Below are 17,978 nucleotides of genomic sequence, written 5' to 3' on the forward strand. Positions count from 1 at the left end.
TCCCCCCTGGTCGGTTCGGTCCACGGGCTGGAACGGCGTCGGCCGGGGCGGCGGGTCCTCCCACCACCCCGGCCGATGCCCGGTCTCCGGGTCAGGGACCCGGCTAGAGCGCGTCCTCGCCGCGCTCACCGGTCCGGACCCGCACGATCTCGTCGATCGTCGTGACCCAGACCTTGCCGTCGCCGATCTGGCCGGTGGAGGCCGACTCGACGACGGCGTCCACCACGCGGGCGGCCTCGATCTCGCCGACGACGACCTCGATGCGCACCTTCGGGACGAAGTCCACCTGGTACTCGGCGCCGCGGTAGACCTCGGTGTGGCCGCGCTGGCGGCCGAAGCCCTGGACCTCGCTGACGGTGAGCCCGGTGATCCCGATCAGCTCGAGGGCGTTCTTCACGTCGTCGAGCTTGAACGGCTTGATGATGGCGGTGACGAGCTTCATGCCCGGACCCCTTCCGTGGTCTTCGGGGTGGTGGCCTGGTGGAGGGCGGACCCGCTGCCGCCCCCGAGGCTGGTGAAGTCGTACCCGGACTCGGCGTGGACGACGGTGTCGATCCCGGCGACCTCGTCCTCCTCGCTGATCCGGAAGCCCATGACGGCCTTGACGACCGTGGCGATCACGAGCGTCAGCACGAAGGAGAACACGAGCACCGCGACGGCACCGACGGCCTGCCGCCAGAGCTGGTCGACACCGCCACCGTAGAAGAGCCCGTCGACCCCGGCCGGGGCGCCGGCGGTGGCGAGGAACCCGACGGCGAGGGTGCCCCAGAGGCCGCCGACCAGGTGCACGCCGACGACGTCGAGCGAGTCGTCGTAGCCGAGGCGGTACTTCAGCCCGACGGCGAGGGCGCACAGCGCACCGGCGATGACGCCCACCACGAGGCTGCCGACCGGTGACAGCGACGAGCAGGCCGGGGTGATGGCGACCAGGCCGGCGACGGCACCGGAGGCCGCGCCCAGCGAGGTGGCGTGGCCGTCGCGGAGCTTCTCCGTGACCAGCCAGCCGAGGACGGCGGCGCCGGTGGCGGCGAGGGTGTTGACCCAGACGACGGCGGCGGTGTTGTTGGCCGCGAGCGCGGAGCCGGCGTTGAAGCCGAACCAGCCGAACCACAGCAGGCCGGCGCCGAGCATGACGAGCGGCAGGTTGTGCGGGCGCATCGCCTCGCGGCCGAAGCCGCGCCGCTTGCCGAGCACCAGGGCCAGCGCGAGCCCCGCCGCACCGGCGTTGATGTGCACCGCGGTGCCGCCGGCGAAGTCGATCGCCGCCAGGTCGTTGGCGATCCAGCCGCCGGTGTGGGTGACCACGCCGTCGTCGTCGGTGAGGGTGAAGTCGAAGACCCAGTGGGCGACCGGGAAGTAGACGACGGTGGCCCACAGGCCGGCGAAGACCATCCAGGAGCCGAACTTCGCCCGGTCGGCGATCGCGCCGGAGATCAGCGCGACGGTGATGATCGCGAAGACGGCCTGGAAGCCGACGAAGGCCGTCGACGGCAGGCCGCCGGCCTCGCTCGTCGTGTCCTCCATGAGGCCCTTGAGCCCGAAGAACTCGCCCGGGTCGCCCAGCAGGCCGGCGCCGACGTCGTTCCCGAACGCGACGGAGTAGCCGTAGAGCACCCAGAGCACGGTGATGAGCGCCAGCGCGCCGAAGCTCATCATCATCATGTTGAGCACGCTCTTCGCGCGGACCATGCCGCCGTAGAAGAGCGCGAGGCCCGGCGTCATCAACAGCACGAGAGCCGCGCTGGTGAGGATCCAGGCGGTGTCGCCGGTGTTGACCACGGCAACCTCCTGAGGTGGGTCGTGGGCCGTCGGCCGCAACGAGGGAAACGGGCCCCGGCGGGCCGGGGACGGTCGGGGTCGCGGTCGCCCCCCTCCCTGGCGGCGACGCGGCGTTCACGGTGCCGGGGCGTTGTTTCCGGAGGCGTCGTCGCCGCGTTTCCGGACCGTGAACTCCGCGCCGCGTGTCCCGGGGTCGTGTGACGGCCGTGTTGCGGGCGCGCACCGGCGTGGCCGCGGCCACCCGCGGCCGCGGTCTGCGAGGCGTGTGCAGTTGCAAACCGTGTGCAATAAGGTCGGCCCGTCCGTCCGCCGCCCCCCGCTGGAGGAACCCGTGAGCGTGCCCGCCCGAGCCGTGCCCGCCCCGCTCGGTGCACCGCGATCGCCCGGCCGGGTCGGCGGGGGCTTCTCGCCCCGCGAGTGGCGGTCCATCGGCGGGATGGCGGCGTTCGTGCTGCTGCTGCACGTCGTCGGCTGGGGCGTCCTCGTCCTCGCCGTGGCGCCGCAGGAGTACCGGCTGGGCAGCACCGGCGTGCTCGGCGTCGGCGTGGGCCTGACCGCCTACATGCTCGGCGTCCGGCACGCCTTCGACGCCGACCACATCGCCTCGATCGACAACACCACCCGGAAGCTGGTCGAGGACGGCCGCCCGTCCGTGAGCACCGGCTTCTGGTTCTCCCTCGGCCACTCCTCGGTGGTCTTCGCGGCGAGCCTGCTGCTGGTGGCCGGGGTGCGCTCGGTGGCCGGGGTGGTCCAGGAGGACGACAACGCCGTCGGGCAGACGCTGGCGCTGGTCGGCACCCTCGTGGCCGGCAGCTTCCTGCTGCTCATCGGCCTGATGAACCTGGGCTCGGCCGTGGGCATCGCCCGGGTGTTCCGCCGGATGCGCACCGGCGAGTACGACGAGGCCGAGCTCGAGCACCACCTGCACAACCGCGGCTTCCTCGCCCGGTTGCTGGGCCGCGTGACCCGCCGGGTCGACCGCGCCTGGCACCTCTACCCGGTCGGGCTGCTCATGGGCCTCGGCTTCGACACCGCCACCCAGGTCGCGCTGCTGGTGCTGGCCGCGGGCTCGGCGGCGTTCGTGCTGCCCTGGTACGCGATCCTCGTCCTGCCGGTCCTGTTCGCCGCCGGCATGAGCCTGTTCGACACCGCCGACGGCGTCCTGATGTCCCGCGCCTACGGCTGGGCGTTCCTCAAGCCGGTCCGCAAGGTCTTCTACAACCTGACCATCACGGTGCTGTCGGTGACCGTCGCCCTGGTGATCGGCACCCTCGTGCTGGTCGGCCTGCTGGTCGAGCGGCTGCACGTCGACGGCGGCCCGCTGGCCTGGCTGGCCTCCCTCGACCTGGAGTTCGTCGGGTTCGCGATCGTCGGGCTGTTCGTGGTGACCTGGGTGGTCGCCGCGGTGGTCTGGCGGTACGGCCGGATCGAGCAGCGCTGGTCGGAGCCGGCCGAGGCCCGCTAGTCCGCGGCGCCGACCAGTCCCTCCGCGAAGGCCTCCGGCTCGAACGGCGCGAGGTCGTCGGCGCCCTCCCCCAGGCCGATCAGCTTGACCGGGATGCCGAGCTCGCGCTGCACCGAGACGACGATCCCGCCCTTGGCGGTGCCGTCGAGCTTGGTGAGCACCACGCCGGTGACGTCGACGGCCTGGGTGAACACCCGCGCCTGCACGATGCCGTTCTGGCCGGTGGTGGCGTCGAGGACCAGCAGCGTCTCGGTGACCGGGCTCTGCTTCTCCACGACCCGCTTGATCTTGCCCAGCTCGTCCATGAGGCCGGACTTGGTGTGCAGCCGCCCGGCGGTGTCGACGACGACGGTGTCGACCTCGGCCTCCACGCCGGTGCGCACCGCCTCGAACGCCACCGACGCCGGGTCGGCGCCCTCCCGCCCGCGGACGGTGAGCACGCCCACCCGCTCGCCCCAGGTCTCGAGCTGGTCGGCGGCGGCGGCGCGGAAGGTGTCGGCGGCGCCGAGGACGACGCTCCTGCCGTCCCCGACGAGCACGCGGGCGATCTTGCCGACCGTCGTCGTCTTGCCGGCGCCGTTGACGCCGACGACGAGGAGCACGCCGGGCCGGCCCCCGTGCCGGTCGGTGGCCAGGCCGCGGTCGAGGTCGGGCCCGAGGACGGCGGTCAGCTCGCGGACGAGCAGCGCGCGCAGGTCGGCGGGGGTGGCGGTGGCCAGCACCATCGACTGGGTGCGCAGCCGCTCGACGATCTGGGTGGTCGCGGCGACGCCGACGTCGGCGGCCAGCAGGGTCTCCTCGACCTCCTCCCAGTCGTCCTCGGTGAGCCGCTCGCGGGCCAGCACGGTGAGCAGGCCGCGGCCGAGCGAGGACTGCGAGCGGGCCAGCCGGGACCGCAGCCGCACCAGCCGGCCGGCCGACGGCGGCGGCGTCTCGAAGACGACGCCCGGCTCCGCCTCGGCCGGCGGCAGCTCGACGGCGGGCGGCGGCTCGGGCGAGACGGTGTCGGGCTCGGCCGGCGCGAGGCCCTGACCGGAGGCGGTGGCCCCCGATGGGCGGTCCTCCCGCGGCGGCGCGGGCGGCGCCGTGGGCGGGCGCGGGCGGGTGAGCGTGGTGCCGGCGGCAGCGTCCTCGTCCAGCCGGGTGGTGCGGCGGCCGCGGCCCACCAGGAGACCCACCCCGGCGACCAGGGCCACGAGGACGATCGCGATCGCGATCAGCACGAACTCCATGCCGGTCAGTCTCCCAGCTCCCGCACGGCGGGCTCTGGGCGGAACCCGGGTCGGTGGGCGAGGCTGGCGGTCATGCCGCCGACCGACGGGGATCCCCCGGCCCTGCTGCTCGGCCCGCTGCTGCGGCACGTCGACCCGGTGTCGGCGACCGTGTGGGTCGAGACCGACCGCGCGTGCACCGTCGAGGTCCTCGGGCGCAGCGCGCGCACCTTCCGCGTGGGCGGGCACCACTACGCGCTCGTCGTCGTGGAGGGGCTGGCGCCGGGCAGCACCACGCCCTGCGAGGTGCACCTCTCGGCCGACGGCACGGATGGCGTCCGGGTGTGGCCCGAGGAGGGCTCGCCGTTCCCGCCGAGCCGGATCCGCACGCCCGGGCGGCCCGGGCCCTTCCGGCTGGCCTTCGGCTCCTGCCGCTACGCCGCGCCGGGCACCGTCGACGTCGCCGAGGGCATCCCGCCCGACGCGCTGGACGCCTACGCCGAGCGGGTCGCGGCGCTGCCCGAGGACGAGTGGCCGGACGCGCTGGTGCTGCTCGGCGACCAGGTCTACGCCGACGAGCTCACCCCGGCCACCCGCACGTGGCTGGGCCTGCGCCGCGGCAGGGCGGTGGAGCGCGGCGCCCAGGTCCGCGACCTGGAGGAGTACACCCGGCTCTACGCCGAGTCCTGGAGCGACCCGCAGGTGCGCTGGCTGCTGGCCACCATCCCGTCGTCCATGGTCTTCGACGACCACGAGATGATCGACGACTGGAACACCTCGGCCGCCTGGCGGCGCCGGGTGACCGCCACCGACTGGTGGGACGACCGCATCGCCGGCGGCATGGTCAGCTACTGGGTCTACCAGCACCTGGGCAACCTCTCCCCCGCCGAGCTGGCGGCCAGCGGGACGTGGCAGGCCGTGTGCGCGCTGCCCGAGGGCGCCGACGCCGAGCCGGTGCTGCGCGAGATGGCCGAGGCCGCCGACCGGGACCCGCGGTCGGTGCGCTGGAGCTACGTGCGCCACTGGGGCGAGGCGCGGCTGCTGATGGTGGACAGCCGGGCCGGGCGGGTGCTCGAGGAGCGGTCCCGCCGGATGGTCGACGACGACGAGTTCGCCTGGATCGAGGAGCAGATGCGCGCCGCGGTCGCGGACGGCGTCGAGCACCTGCTGGTCGGCACGTCGCTGCCCTGGCTGCTCCCCCACGCGATCGACGCGATCGAGCGCTGGGACGAGGCGCTGGCGGTCCGGCACGAGGGGCGGCCGCTGGGCCGTCTGGCCGAGGCGCTGCGGCAGGCCGCCGACCTCGAGCACTGGGCCGCGTTCGGGCACTCCTTCGACCGGCTGGCCGCCGCGCTGCTGGCCGTGGCCCGCGGCGAGCTGGGCCGGGCGCCGGCGACGGCGGTGGTGCTCTCCGGCGACGTCCACCACGCCTACGCCGCCGAGGTGGTCTCCCCCGGCGGCCTGGCCGGGCGGGTGCACCAGCTCACCGTCTCGCCGCTGCACAACCAGGCGCCGCACCCGATCCGGGTCGGCTTCCGGATCGGCTGGAGCCGCTGGGCGCGGCGGCTGACCGGGGCGCTCGCGCGGGCCACCCGCGTCCGTCCCGCGTCGGTCGAGTGGACCAAGGCGGCCGGGCCGTTCTTCGGCAACCAGGTGGGCGAGCTGGTGCTCGAGGGCCGGCGGGCGCGGTTCGTGCTGCACGTGACCGACCACCGGCCCGACGGCGAGGAGTGCCTGCAGCAGGTGCTCGACCTGCCGCTGGCCGGTCCGGTGCCCGCTGCGGCCCCGGCGGCGGAGGTGACAGGCTGACGGGGTGACCGATCCCCGTGGTCAGAAGCCGGCCCCCGGGCCCGACCAGCCACCCATCCCCGTCCGGCTGGTCACCTTCAACACCCACCACGGCGTGGGCGACGACCGGCGGCACGACCTGCCGCGGCTGGCGAAGGTGCTCGCCGCCGCCGACGCCGACGTCGTCTGCCTGCAGGAGGTGGACCGGCACTTCGGCGAGCGCAGCGAGGACGTCGACCAGGCGCTGCTGCTGTCCCGGGCGCTGGACATGCAGCTGGCGTGGGGCCCGGCGATCGACGAGCCCCGCCCCGGGGACGCGCCGCGGCGTCAGTACGGCAACGCGCTGCTGTCCCGGCTGCCGATCCTGGTCAGCGACGTCCACCCGCTGCCGGGCAGCGGCGAGCCGCGCAGCGCGCTGCGCACCCTGGTGGAGCTCGACGGCGGCGCGCTGTGGGTGACCACCACCCACCTGACGACCCGGTCCTCGGCCGAGCGCGCCGAGCAGGTGGAGCTGCTGGCGACGCTGACCACCGAGCCCATGGCCACCGGCGTGCTGATCGGCGACCTCAACGCCGCCCCCGACGCCCCCGAGCTCGCCGGCCTGCGCGAGCGGTTCACCGACGCCTGGGAGGTCGCCGGCGAGCGCGGGGACCAGGCACGGTGGCGGTTCTGGCAGCGCGACGAGGGCCTCACCCACCCCGCCCGCGCCCCGCACGCGCGCATCGACCAGGTGTGGGTGACCCCGGGCATCCAGGTCGCCGGGGCGCGCGTCCTCGACGGCGCCGGCGCCTCGGACCACCTGCCGCTCGTCGTCGACCTGCTGGTCCCCTCCGGCGTCTGAGCGGCAGGAACGGCCGTTCCTGCCGCCCGGGTCAGGCCGAGGCGGCGTCGGGCTCCCGCAGGCGCTGGCTGATCACGCCGGTGATGCCGTCGCCGCGCATGCTCACGCCGTAGAGGGCGTCGGCGATCTCCATCGTCCGCTTCTGGTGGGTGATGACGATCAGCTGCGACGTCGCCCGCAGCTGCTCGACGAGGGTGAGCAGCCGGCCGAGGTTGACGTCGTCGAGCGCGGCCTCGACCTCGTCGAGCACGTAGAACGGCGACGGCCGCGCGCGGAAGATCGACACCAGCAGCGCGACGGCGGTCAGCGAGCGCTCGCCGCCGGACAGCAGCGACAGCCGCTTGACCTTCTTGCCCGGCGGGCGGGCCTCGATCTCCACGCCCGTGGTGAGCATGTCGTCGGGGTCGGTGAGCACCAGCCGCCCCTGCCCGCCGGGGAACAGGGTGGCGAAGACGCCCTCGAACTCGCGGGCGACGTCGGCGAACGCGGACGCGAACACGTCGTGGATGCGCCCGTCGACCTCGCGGACGACGGTCAGCAGGTCCCGGCGGGTGGCCTTGAGGTCCTCGAGCTGGGTGGCGAGGAAGGTGTGCCGCTCCTCGAGCGCGGCGAACTCCTCCAGGGCCAGCGGGTTGACCTTGCCGAGGGTGGTGAGGTCCCGCTCGGCGCGGGCGGCCCGGCGCTCCTGGGTGGCGCGGTCGTAGGGCACGGCGGCGGGCTCGGGCTCCCCGGCGGCCTCGGCGGCGGCGACCTGCGCCGGGGTCGGCGGCACCGGCGCGGCCGGCCCGTACTCGGCGACCAGCGTGGGCAGGTCGACGCCGAACTCCTCGGCGGCCCGCTCCTCCAGCGCCTCGATGCGCAGCCGCTGCTCGGCGCGGGCGACCTCGTCGCGGTGCACCTCGTCGGTGAGCCGCTCCAGCTCGGCGGTCGCCGCGCGGACCCGGGTGCGGACCTCCAGCAGCTCGGCCTCGCGGGCGGTGCGCTGCCGGGCCAGCTCGTCGCGCTCGGCGGCGGCGCGGGTCAGCGAGCCGGCCAGCGCGGTGAGGGCCTCCTCGGCGCCGGCGCGCACCCGGGCGGCGACCTCCGCGCCGCGGCGGCGGGCCAGCCGGGCGGCCGCGGCGCGCTCGCGGGCGGCCCGCTCCTGCCGGGCCTGGCGGCGCAGCGCGTCGGCGCGCCCGGACAGCGCGCGGGCCCGCTCCTCCGCCGTCCGCACCGCCAGCCGGGCCTCGGTCTCGGCCTGCCGGGCCGCGGCCACCTCCAGGCGCAGCCGGTCGCGCTGCTCGGCCGACGGCTCCTCCTCGACCGGCGCGGCCTCGGCCTCGGCGAGCCGGGCCTCGAGCTCGGCGAGGCCGGCCTGCGACTCCTCCAGCGCACGCTCGGCGCGGCGCCGGGCGGCGTCCGAGCGCTCGGCCTCGGCGGCGGCCGACCGGGCCGCGGCCCCGAGCTCGGCGAGGTGCGCGGCCAGCTGGGAGCGGCTGCGGTCGGCGGCCTGGCGGGCGGCCAGCGCGGTGTCGACGTCGGCCGAGCGGGCGCGGGCGGTCTCGCGGGCGGCGGCCAGCCGGTCGGCGAGGTCCGCGGCGCGGTCGCTGGCGGCGGCGAGCTCGCGCTCGGCCTCGTCGACCCGGGCGCGCACCTCCAGGCCCGAGGGCGCGTTCGTCGCGCCGCCGGTGGCGGAGTCGGCGCCCACGAGGTCGCCGTCGGCGGTGACCGCGCGCACCCGGGGGTGCGTGGCGACCAGCGCGCGGGCGGCGTCGAGGGTGGGGACGACGGCGACCCGCTCCAGCGCGCGGGCCAGCGCCGGGTGCAGCTCCGCGGGCGCCTCGACCAGGTCCAGCGCCCAGGACAGGCCCTCGGGCAGCGCCGGCCAGCCCTCCCGCGGCAGCGGCGGCGGGCCGCCGGTGACCAGCAGCCCGGCGCGGCCGGCGTCGGTGTCGCGCAGCTGCGCGAGCACGGCGGCCGCCTCGGCGACCCCGGTGACGACGACGGCCTCGGCCAGCCCGCCGAGCGCGGCGGCCAGCGGCACCTCCGCGCCGGGCGCCACGGTGATCCGGTCGGTGACCGGCCCGACGACGCCGGGCAGGCCCGAGGCGAGGACGGCGGCCGCGCCGTCGGCGGGGGCCAGGCCGAGGGCGAGCGCGTCGCGGCGGGCGGCCCAGGAGGCGCGGTCGCGCTCGGCGGCGCGTTCGGCGTCGGCGAGCTCGGTGACGGTGCGTGCGGCGGCGGTGTGCGCGGCGACCGCGTCGGTGTGCGCGGTGACCAGCGCGACGTCCTCGTCGTCGGCGTCGGCGGCGCCCGCCCGTCGCTCGGCCAGCCGCGCCTCGGCGGCCTCGGCCCGCGCGGCGGCCTCGGCGGCGGCCTGGGCCAGCCGCTCCACCTCGGCCTGCCCTGCGGCGGCGCGCGAGCGCCCGGCGGCCACCTTGCCCGACAGCCGGGCCAGGCCCTCGCGGCGGTCGGCGAGCGCGCGGGTGGCGGCCACCCAGGCGCGCTCCTCGGCGGCCAGCTCCTCCTCCAGCCCGGTGCGGGCGGCGACGGCGGTGGCCAGCCGGCCGCGCTCGGCCTCCAGCCCGGCGGCCAGCTCGGTCTCGGTCGCGGCGACCCGGTCGGCCTCAGCCTCCAGCTGCTCGGGGTCGCGGCCGCCGGTGGGGGCGGGCCCGGCGGCGGACAGGTGGCGGTGCCGTTCGGCGGCGAGCTGGGCGATGCCGCGGAACCGCTCGGTCAGCGCCGACAGCCGGTACCAGGTGTCCTGCGCGGCGCCCAGCCGCGGCGCGTCCGCGGCCAGCGCCGCCTCCAGCGCGCTCTCCCGCGTCGAGACCTCCCCCAGCTCGGCCTCGACGACGGCGCGCCGCTCGCGGGCCGCGGTCTCGTCGGCGACGTCCTTGGCCAGGGCGTCGCGCAGGCCCACCAGGTCGTCGGCGAGCAGCCGCAGGCGGGCGTCGCGCAGCTCGGCCTGCACCCCGGCGGCGCGGCGGGCGACCTCGGCCTGGCGGCCCAGCGGTTTGAGCTGACGGCGCAGCTCGGCGGTGAGGTCGGCCAGCCGGTCCAGGTTGGCCTGCATCGCGTCGAGCTTGCGGAGCGCCTTCTCCTTGCGCTTGCGGTGCTTGAGGACGCCGGCGGCCTCCTCGATGAACGCGCGCCGGTCCTCGGGGCGGCCGGACAGCACGGCGTCGAGCTGCCCCTGGCCGACGATGACGTGCATCTCGCGGCCGATGCCGGCGTCGCTGAGCAGCTCCTGGACGTCGAGGAGGCGGACCTTGTCGCCGTTGATCTCGTACTCGCTCTCGCCGGAGCGGTACATCCGGCGGGTGACCGAGACCTCGGTGTAGTCGATGGGCAGCGCGCCGTCGGCGTTGTCGATGGTGAGGGTCACCTCGGCCCGGCCCAGCGCCGGGCGGCCGGCGGTGCCGGCGAAGATGACGTCCTCCATCTTGCCGCCGCGCAGCGACTTGGCGCCCTGCTCGCCCAGGACCCAGGCGATGGCGTCGACGACGTTGGACTTGCCCGAGCCGTTGGGGCCGACGACGGCGGTGATGCCCGGCTCCAGCCGGAGCGTCGTCGGGGACGCGAAGGACTTGAAGCCCTTGAGCGTCAGGCTGGACAGGTGCACGGACTCGGCAGCCTAGTCCCCCCGGGGGGATGCGCCGGGGCGGACGAGGCGGGTGGTGCTGGTGGGGTGGAGAACGCGCTCAGGCCAGAGCCGGCTCGGCGTTGTCGCCGGTCAGGCTCATCAGCTCGTGGGCGATGGCGACCTCCCGCTGGGCCCGCAGCTCGGTCAGCTCCTGCTCCAGGCGGCGCACCCTGGCACGCAGGACCGCGTTCTCCTCGAATACGCGGAGCTCCGCGGGGGACACGACGGAACCGAAGAGGGCCTTGGCCATGGCGGAAACGGCCTTTCCGACAGCGAGAGGGTGTGCCCGCCGCCCCGGGAGGTCGGTCGGCGCGGGCTCGGTGTCCCCAGGGTGACAGCCCCGGAGACGCAGGTCAACGTCCAGGCTGGAGACTCATCGTGTCGGGGGGATGTCGGCTTCGTCACGTGGTGGTGAAGCCACGCGCTCCCTGCACCACGCGGTCCTCCTGCACCGTCCCGGTCACCCGGCCAGGGGCGTTCGGGCCGCTCAGCGCGGCGGCGACGGCGCGGACGTCGTCGGCCGGTCCCTCCAGCTCGACCTCGACGCGCCCGTCGGGGAGGTTGCGCGCCGAGCCCGACAGCCCGGCCGCCTCGGCGAGGCCGCGGACGAACCAGCGGTAGCCGACGCCCTGCACGTGCCCGGAGACGAGCACGCGCACCCGCACGACCCCGCTCACGCCCGCCTCGCGCGCGGGCGTGGCTGGCACTGCGGGCAGCTGTAGCTGGACCGGTTCATGAAGGACTCCCGCACGATCGGCGTCCCGCACCGCGGGCAGGGCCGGTCGGCCTGGCCGTAGACGGCGAGGTGCCGGGAGAAGTAGCCGCTCTGCCCGTTGACGTCGACGTAGAGCGAGTCGAACGAGGTGCCGCCCTGCGCCAGGCTCTCGGTCAGCACGTCCCGCACGCCGTCGAGGAGGTCGGTGACCTGGGCGCGGGTGAGCCGGTCGGTGGGGCGGTTGCCGTGCAGCCGCGCCCGCCACAGCGCCTCGTCGGCGTAGATGTTGCCGACCCCGCCGATCAGCGTCTGGTCCAGCAGCGCGCGCTTGACCTCGGTGCGCCGGCGGCGCAGCGCGGCGCTGAAGCCGGCCTCGTCGAACGAGGCGTCCAGCGGGTCGATGGCGATGTGCGCCAGCCGCGTCGGGATGCTCTCCCCGTCGGCGTCCTCGACCGCCAGCCCGCCGAACGTGCGCTGGTCGACGAAGCGCAGCTCGCGGCCGCCGTCGGTGAAGGTGAACCGGGCGCGCAGGTGGGTCTCGTCGGGCTGGGAGCGCTTCTCCACCAGCAGCTGCCCGCTCATGCCGAGGTGGGCGACCATCGCCCGGCCGGCGGGCGTGCCGTCGGCCTCGGTCAGCGGCAGCCACAGGTACTTGCCGCGGCGGTGCGCGGCGCTGAAGGTGCGGCCGGTCAGCGCCTCGACGAAGTGCTCGGCGCCCTCGAGGTGCCGGCGGACCGCGCGCGGGTGGTGCACCTCGACGGCGGCCACGGTGCGCCCGGCGACCCAGCGCTCCAGGCCGCGCCGGACCACCTCGACCTCGGGCAGCTCGGGCACGGGTCAGTTCCTGGCGGCCGCGGGGGCGTCGGCGGAGACGGCGCGCCAGGCGGCCTCGGCGGCCTCCTGCTCGGCGGCCTTCTTGGTGCGGCCGGTGCCCTTGCCCCGGACGACGCCGGCCAGCGACACCGCGGCGGTGAAGGTCTTCGCGTGCGGCGGGCCCTCGTCGGTGACGTCGTAGACGGGGGCGCCCAGGCCGCGGGCGGCGCCGAGCTCCTGCAGGCTGGTCTTCCAGTCCAGGCCGGCGCCGCGGGTGGCGGACTCGACCAGCAGCGGGTCGAACAGCCGGTGCACGATCGCCGCCGCGGTGTCCAGGCCGCGGCCCAGGTGCACCGCGCCGATCAGCGCCTCGAGCGCGTCGGCGAGGATCGAGTCCTTCTCCCGGCCGCCGGTGGTCTCCTCGCCGCGGCCGAGCAGCAGGTGCGGCCCCAGGCCGCCGTCGCCGAGCCGCCGGGCGACCCCGGCCAGCGAGGTCATGTTGACCACGGAGGCGCGCAGCTTGGCCAGCCGGCCCTCGGGCAGGTCCGGCTGGCTGCGGTAGAGCTCGTCGGTGACGACGAGGCCGAGCACCGCGTCGCCGAGGAACTCCAGCCGCTCGTTGGTGGGCAGGCCACCGTGCTCGTAGGCGTACGAGCGGTGGGTCAGCGCCAACGCCAGCAGGCCGCCGGGCAGCTCGACGCCGAGGGCGTCGAGCAGCCAGGCGGCCGCGGTGTCGGCGTGCGCGGGCCCCGCCGGCGAGCCGCCGTGGGGGACGACCGGCGGGCGGGCGGCGCTGCCCACGTCGTGCCGGGTCAGACCGAGAGGACCTGGCGGCCGGCGTGCTGGCCGCAGTTCGGGCAGGCCTGGTGCGGCGGCTTGAGCTGGCCGCAGGCGCGGTTCGGGCAGGGGGCGAGCGTGGGAGCGCTCGCCTTCCACTGCGACCGGCGGGCGCGGGTGTTGGCGCGGGACATCTTCCGCTTCGGGACGGCCACGGTCAGTTCTCCTCAGGGTCGCCCGGACGGTCGGTGACCGCTCCGGTGGTGAAACGGCCGGCGAGGCCGGCCCAGCGGGGGTCGACCAGCTCGTGCGAGTGGTCGTCCGGCAGGTCGTCGAGGCGCTGGCCGCAGCCGGAGCACAGGCCGGCGCAGTCCTCGGTGCAGGTGGGCGAGAGCGGCAGGGCGAGGACGACGGCGTCGCGGACCATCGGCTGCAGGTCGATGCGCTCGCCCTCGACGAGGCGGACCTCGTCCTCCTCGCTGGTGGCCTCGGTCGTGCTGCCCGGGTAGGCGAACAGCTCCTGGACGTCGAGGTCGTAGGTGTCCTCGACCGGTTCGAGGCACCGGGCGCACTGGCCCTCGACCGGGACCTCGACGTCGCCGGAGACCAGCACGCCCTCCATCACCGACTCCAGCCGCAGCCGCAGGTGGACCGGCGCGCCCCCGGGGACGCCGATCATCTCCAGCCGCCAGCCCTCGGGGGCCGGGATGGTGCGGTCGAGCTCCTGCATCGAGCCCGGGCGGCGGCCGAGCTCGCGCAGTTCCACGGCCCAGGGGTCGGCAGCGGGGCGCCGGGCGTCGGGGGACGCGGCGCCGGGGCGGCGGTCGGCAGGTGCGGCAGGCATGTCGGTACTCGCGGTCGTCAGGTGGGAGGGGATCCGGCCGGGCACGGACACCGGTGGTCGGACCAGCAACCGAGACTACCCGATCCTGCGCCGACGCCGTCCGGCCGCCGGGACGTCCCCCGGCCTACGCTTCGCGCAGCGTCTCGCGGGCCTTCTCCACCGAGCGCAGCATCCGCTCGAGGGTGGTGCCGAAGTCGGCCAGCCGGGTGTCGACGTACTCGTCGACCTCGGCGCGCATCCGGTTGACCTCGGCGACGGTCTGCGCGCCGAGCTCGTCGGAGCGGGCGACCGCGCCGCGGTAGACCTCGGTCTCGGTGACCAGCCGCTCGTGCTCGGCCTGCGCGGCGGCGAGCACCTCGGCGTGCTGCGCCTGCGCGTCGGCGAGCACCGCCTCGTGGTGGGCCTGCGCCTCCGCGACCAGCCGGTCGGCCTCCGCCTCCGCCTGGGCGAGCAGGTCCTCGGCCTCGGCCTGGGCGCGGGCCAGCAGCTCGTCGCGCTGCCGCCGGGCGGTGCCGAGGACCTCCTCGCGCTGCCGGCGGGCGGCGGCGACCAGCCGGTCGGCCTCCTCGCGGGTGCGGCCGGTCAGCTGCTCGGCCTCGGCCTGCGCCTGCTCGAGGATCTCGGTGCGCTGCTCGACGATCGCGCCGGCCGCGTGCACCTCCTCGGGCAGGTTCTCCCGCAGGTCGTCGAGCAGGTCGAGCAGGTGGTCGCGCGGCACCATGCAGGAGCCGGACATGGGCACGCTGCGCGCGTTCTCGATGACCCGGCTGAGCTCGTCGACGACCTCGTAGAGCCGGTAGACGACCTCGGTCACGGCTGCGCCCCGTCGTCGCGCTTGGCCAGCAGCCGCTCGAGGACCGCCTTGGGCACCAGCCGGGAGACGTCGCCGCCGAAGGTGGCGATCTGCTTGACCAGGCTGGAGGACAGGTGGCCGACCTGCGGCGCGGTGGGCACGAACAGCGTCTCGACGCCGGCCAGCTCGCGGTTCATCTGCGCCATCTGCAGCTCGTACTCGAAGTCGCCGACCGCCCGCAGGCCCTTGACCACCACCGGGATGTCGTGGCTGCGGCAGTAGTCGACGAGCAGGCCGCTGAAGCTGTCGACGACGACGTTGGGCAGGTCGGCGACCGCCTCGCGCAGCAGCTCCATGCGCTCGTCGACGGAGAACAGCCCGGCCTTGCCGGGGTTGACCAGGACGGCGACCACGAGCTCGTCGTACAGCGCGGCGGCCCGGGTGATGACGTCGACGTGGCCGTTGGTGACCGGGTCGAACGACCCGGGACAGACCGCTCGCCTCACGGGAGGCGACCGTACCGGAGCATCGCCTCCCCGTAGCGGCGGTCGCGGATCCCGGTGAGGGGTGTCGGCCACTCCCAGGGCTCCTCGCGGGAGGAGCGCTCGACGACGACCACCGCGTCCGGGGCGAGCCACTCCCCCGTCACCAGGGCACTCAGCACGCCGCGCACCTCCTCGGCGGGGACGGCGTAGGGCGGGTCCGCGAGCACGAGGTCGAAGCGGGCCGGCGGCGCGCCGCCGACGACGGTGGGCACCGACCCGGCGACCACCCGCGCCCCGGGCAGGCCGACGGCGGCGACGTTGGCGCGCAGCACCGGCAGCACCCGGGGGCCGTTCTCGACCAGCACCACCTGCGCCGCCCCGCGGGAGAGCGCCTCCAGCCCGAGCGCGCCGGAGCCGGCGTAGAGGTCGAGGACGGCGGCGCCGTCGAGGTCGAGCAGGGTGCCGAGGCTGTTGAACAGCCCCTCGCGGGCGCGGTCGCCCGTGGGGCGCACCCCGCTGGGCGGCACCCTGAGCCGCCGCCCCCCGGCCACCCCGGAGATCAGTCTGGTCACTGGCCCGTCCCGGACGTCGACGGCCCCTTGCAGGGTCCCGCCGCGAGCTCGCGAGTGGCGGGGGGCAGGGGGTCCTTCCTCATGCCTTCTCGAGGTATCCCGAGCGCTCGTCGGTGGCCAGCGCCGCCACCTCGGCGGCGAGGCCCGGGTGGTCGGCCAGCCCGCGCTCGGTGGCCAGCAGCGCGGTCGCCTCGGCGCGGGCGGTGGCGATGAGCTCCTCGTCCTCGAGCAGGGACAGCAGCTTGACGGTGGAGCGCCGCCCGGACTGCGCGGCGCCGAGGACGTCGCCCTCGCGGCGGGTCTCGAGGTCCACGCGGGCGAGCTCGAAGCCGTCGGAGGTGCCGGCGACCGCGGCCAGCCGCTGCCCGGTCGCCGTCGTCTCCCGGGCCTCGGTGACCAGCAGGCACAGGCCCCGGTGCTTGCCGCGGGCCACCCGGCCGCGCAGCTGGTGCAGCTGGCTGACGCCGAAGCGGTCGGCGTCCATGACGACCATGACGGTGGCGTTGGGCACGTCCACGCCGACCTCGACGACGGTGGTGGCGACGAGGACGTCGACCTCGCGGGCGGCGAAGGCCCGCATGGTCGCCTCCTTGGCCTCGGGCGTCATGCGGCCGTGCAGCACCGCCAGCCGCAGCCCGCCGAGCGGCCCCTCGCCGAGCGCCTCGGCGACGTCGAGGACCGCCAGCGGCGGGCGCCGGTCGCCGTCGCCGCCGCTCTCCTCCGGGGCGTCGGCCTCGTCGGGCTCGTCCTCGCTGCCGGCGTCCTCGTCGCCGATCCGCGGGCAGACGACGTAGGCCTGCCGCCCGGCGGCGACCTCCTCGCGCAGCCGCTCCCAGGCGCGGTCGAGCCACGCGGGCCGGTCACTGACGGGGACCACCGAGCTGGCCACGCCGCCGCGGCCGCTGGGCAGCTGCCGCAGCACGGAGGTCTCCAGGTCGCCGTAGACGGTCATCGCGACGGTGCGCGGGATCGGCGTGGCGGTCATGACCAGCACGTGCGGCGGCCGGTTGCCCTTGGCGCGCAGCGCGTCGCGCTGCTCCACGCCGAAGCGGTGCTGCTCGTCGACGACGACCAGGCCGAGGTCGGCGAACTCGACGCCCTCCTGCAGCAGCGCGTGGGTGCCGACGACGATCCCGGCGCTGCCGTCGGCCACCGCGGCGCGGGCGGCGCGGCGGGCGGCGGCCTTGAGCGAGCCGGTGAGCAGCACGACCCGCGTGCCCGCGGGGTCGCCGTCCAGCTCGCCGGCGCGGGCCAGCGGGCCGAGCATCGCCCCGATGCTGCGGGCGTGCTGCGCGGCGAGGACCTCGGTGGGCGCCAGCAGCGCGGCCTGCCCGCCGGCGTCGACGACCTGCGCCATGGCCCGCAGCGCGACGACGGTCTTGCCCGAGCCGACCTCGCCCTGCAGCAGCCGGTGCATCGGGTGGTCGCGGGCGAGCTCGGCGGCGAGCTCCTCCCCCACCTGCCGCTGCCCCTCGGTCAGCTCGAAGGGCAGCGCGCCGTCGACGGCGTCGAGCAGGCCGCCGCTCCGGCGCGGGCGGGCGGTGCCCGGCTCCAGGGCCGCAGCCCGCCGGCGGGCGCCGAGCACCAGCTGCAGGACCAGCGCCTCGTCCCACTTCAGGCGCTCCTCGGCGCGCTCGACGTCCTCGTCGCTGGTGGGGCGGTGCACGTCGAGCAGGGCGGCGGGGAGGCTCAGCAGCCCGTGGCGGCAGCGCAGGTCCTCCGGCAGCGGGTCCTCGACGAAGCCGAAGCCGCCGGAGGCGTCGAGCAGCAGCCGCACCGACTTCTGGATCACCCAGCTGGAGACGTCCTTGCTCGCCGGGTAGATCGGGATGAGCGCGCGGGCCCAGTCCTCGTCGTCGTCGCCGGTGATCAGGTGGAAGTCCGGGTGGGCGAACTGCTTGGCCCGGCGGTACTCGCCGACCGTGCCGGCGAACAGCCCCCAGGCGCCCTCCTCCAGCTTCCCGAACTTCCGGTTGAAGAAGACCAGTTGCATCTCGCCGGCGCCGTCGCCGACGGTGACCTCGGTGAGGGTGCCGGGCCGGTTGCGCATCCGCCGGCTGGTCACCCGCCGGACCTGCGCGAGCACGGTCACGCGGTCGCCGACCTGCAGGTCGTCGAGCCGGGTCATCTCGCCGCGGCGGGCGTAGCGGCGCGGGTAGTGGCGCAGCAGGTCGCGGACGGTGCGCAGCCCGAGCGACTCGGCCATCGCCTTGGCCGTCTTGGCGCCGAGCACGCGCGCGAGGTCGGTGTCGAGGGTCACCGCCATCGGG

The 17,978-nt window shown here is 76.1% G+C and carries 17 protein-coding genes; 3 read left to right on the plus strand and 14 right to left on the minus strand.

Annotation, left to right across the window (positions count from 1 at the left end):
* Positions 1 to 103: 103 nt before the first annotated feature.
* Positions 104 to 442, minus strand: a complete 339-nt coding sequence (locus tag ACI796_RS05050) for a P-II family nitrogen regulator (protein ID WP_073421809.1) — start codon at positions 440 to 442, stop codon at positions 104 to 106.
* Positions 439 to 1,779 (minus strand): ammonium transporter, encoded by a 1,341-nt coding sequence (locus ACI796_RS05055; protein WP_456940148.1) that lies wholly within the window; start codon positions 1,777 to 1,779, stop codon positions 439 to 441. The genes ACI796_RS05050 and ACI796_RS05055 overlap by 4 nt, the downstream gene beginning before the upstream one ends.
* A 337-nt stretch (positions 1,780 to 2,116) precedes the next feature.
* Here ACI796_RS05055 and nicT point away from each other — a divergent pair, with 337 nt between their 5' ends.
* Positions 2,117 to 3,244, plus strand: coding sequence for a Nickel transporter NicT (nicT, locus tag ACI796_RS05060; RefSeq protein WP_456940149.1), 1,128 nt, complete (start codon positions 2,117 to 2,119; stop codon positions 3,242 to 3,244).
* Here nicT and ftsY read toward each other — a convergent pair.
* Entirely contained in the window at positions 3,241 to 4,476 is a 1,236-nt protein-coding gene (gene ftsY / locus ACI796_RS05065; protein WP_456940150.1) for a signal recognition particle-docking protein FtsY, read from the minus strand. The genes nicT and ftsY overlap by 4 nt on opposite strands.
* A 72-nt stretch (positions 4,477 to 4,548) precedes the next feature.
* Between ftsY and ACI796_RS05070 the strand changes: the two genes are divergently transcribed.
* Positions 4,549 to 6,264 carry an alkaline phosphatase D family protein gene (locus ACI796_RS05070; RefSeq protein WP_456940151.1) on the plus strand — a complete coding sequence of 572 codons (1,716 nt, stop codon included), beginning with the start codon at positions 4,549 to 4,551 and terminating at the stop codon, positions 6,262 to 6,264.
* A 4-nt stretch (positions 6,265 to 6,268) separates the two neighbouring features.
* The gene (locus tag ACI796_RS05075; protein ID WP_456940152.1) at positions 6,269 to 7,084 is read left to right on the plus strand and encodes an endonuclease/exonuclease/phosphatase family protein; all 816 of its coding nucleotides are present in this window, start codon (positions 6,269 to 6,271) and stop codon (positions 7,082 to 7,084) included.
* A 31-nt stretch (positions 7,085 to 7,115) separates the two neighbouring features.
* On the opposite strand, the gene smc is transcribed toward ACI796_RS05075, so the two are convergent.
* The 11 genes from smc to recG all read right to left on the minus strand — a co-directional run bounded on the left by smc (position 7,116) and on the right by recG (position 17,974).
* The gene (gene smc, locus ACI796_RS05080) at positions 7,116 to 10,688 is read right to left on the minus strand and encodes a chromosome segregation protein SMC (protein ID WP_456940153.1); all 3,573 of its coding nucleotides are present in this window, start codon (positions 10,686 to 10,688) and stop codon (positions 7,116 to 7,118) included.
* 79 nt (positions 10,689 to 10,767) lie between these two features.
* Positions 10,768 to 10,959 (minus strand): hypothetical protein, encoded by a 192-nt coding sequence (locus ACI796_RS05085; protein ID WP_456940154.1) that lies wholly within the window; start codon positions 10,957 to 10,959, stop codon positions 10,768 to 10,770.
* 151 nt (positions 10,960 to 11,110) lie between these two features.
* On the minus strand, positions 11,111 to 11,386 hold the full coding sequence (locus ACI796_RS05090) for an acylphosphatase (RefSeq protein ID WP_456940155.1): 276 nt from the start codon (positions 11,384 to 11,386) through the stop codon (positions 11,111 to 11,113).
* A complete protein-coding gene (mutM, locus tag ACI796_RS05095; RefSeq protein WP_456940156.1) occupies positions 11,383 to 12,258 on the minus strand; it encodes a bifunctional DNA-formamidopyrimidine glycosylase/DNA-(apurinic or apyrimidinic site) lyase in 876 nt (291 codons plus the stop codon). Before mutM ends, ACI796_RS05090 begins: the two co-directional genes overlap by 4 nt.
* A 3-nt stretch (positions 12,259 to 12,261) precedes the next feature.
* A complete protein-coding gene (gene rnc, locus ACI796_RS05100) occupies positions 12,262 to 13,038 on the minus strand; it encodes a ribonuclease III (protein WP_456940157.1) in 777 nt (258 codons plus the stop codon).
* Between the two features lie 11 nt (positions 13,039 to 13,049).
* Positions 13,050 to 13,229, minus strand: a complete 180-nt coding sequence (gene rpmF, locus ACI796_RS05105; protein ID WP_089402499.1) for a 50S ribosomal protein L32 — start codon at positions 13,227 to 13,229, stop codon at positions 13,050 to 13,052.
* Positions 13,230 to 13,231: 2 nt separating this feature from the next.
* Complete coding sequence (locus ACI796_RS05110; RefSeq protein WP_456940158.1) at positions 13,232 to 13,858, minus strand: YceD family protein; 627 nt, start codon at positions 13,856 to 13,858, stop codon at positions 13,232 to 13,234.
* Between the two features lie 124 nt (positions 13,859 to 13,982).
* Positions 13,983 to 14,672 carry a hypothetical protein gene (locus ACI796_RS05115; RefSeq protein WP_456940159.1) on the minus strand — a complete coding sequence of 230 codons (690 nt, stop codon included), beginning with the start codon at positions 14,670 to 14,672 and terminating at the stop codon, positions 13,983 to 13,985.
* Positions 14,669 to 15,157, minus strand: a complete 489-nt coding sequence (gene coaD / locus ACI796_RS05120; protein WP_456940160.1) for a pantetheine-phosphate adenylyltransferase — start codon at positions 15,155 to 15,157, stop codon at positions 14,669 to 14,671. The genes ACI796_RS05115 and coaD overlap by 4 nt, the downstream gene beginning before the upstream one ends.
* Positions 15,154 to 15,708 carry a 16S rRNA (guanine(966)-N(2))-methyltransferase RsmD gene (gene rsmD / locus ACI796_RS05125; protein ID WP_456940161.1) on the minus strand — a complete coding sequence of 185 codons (555 nt, stop codon included), beginning with the start codon at positions 15,706 to 15,708 and terminating at the stop codon, positions 15,154 to 15,156. The genes coaD and rsmD overlap by 4 nt, the downstream gene beginning before the upstream one ends.
* Positions 15,709 to 15,787: 79 nt before the next feature.
* The gene (recG, locus tag ACI796_RS05130; RefSeq protein ID WP_456940162.1) at positions 15,788 to 17,974 is read right to left on the minus strand and encodes an ATP-dependent DNA helicase RecG; all 2,187 of its coding nucleotides are present in this window, start codon (positions 17,972 to 17,974) and stop codon (positions 15,788 to 15,790) included.
* Between the last annotated feature and the right edge of the window lie 4 nt (positions 17,975 to 17,978).

This window comes from Geodermatophilus sp. SYSU D00525, assembly GCF_054050475.1.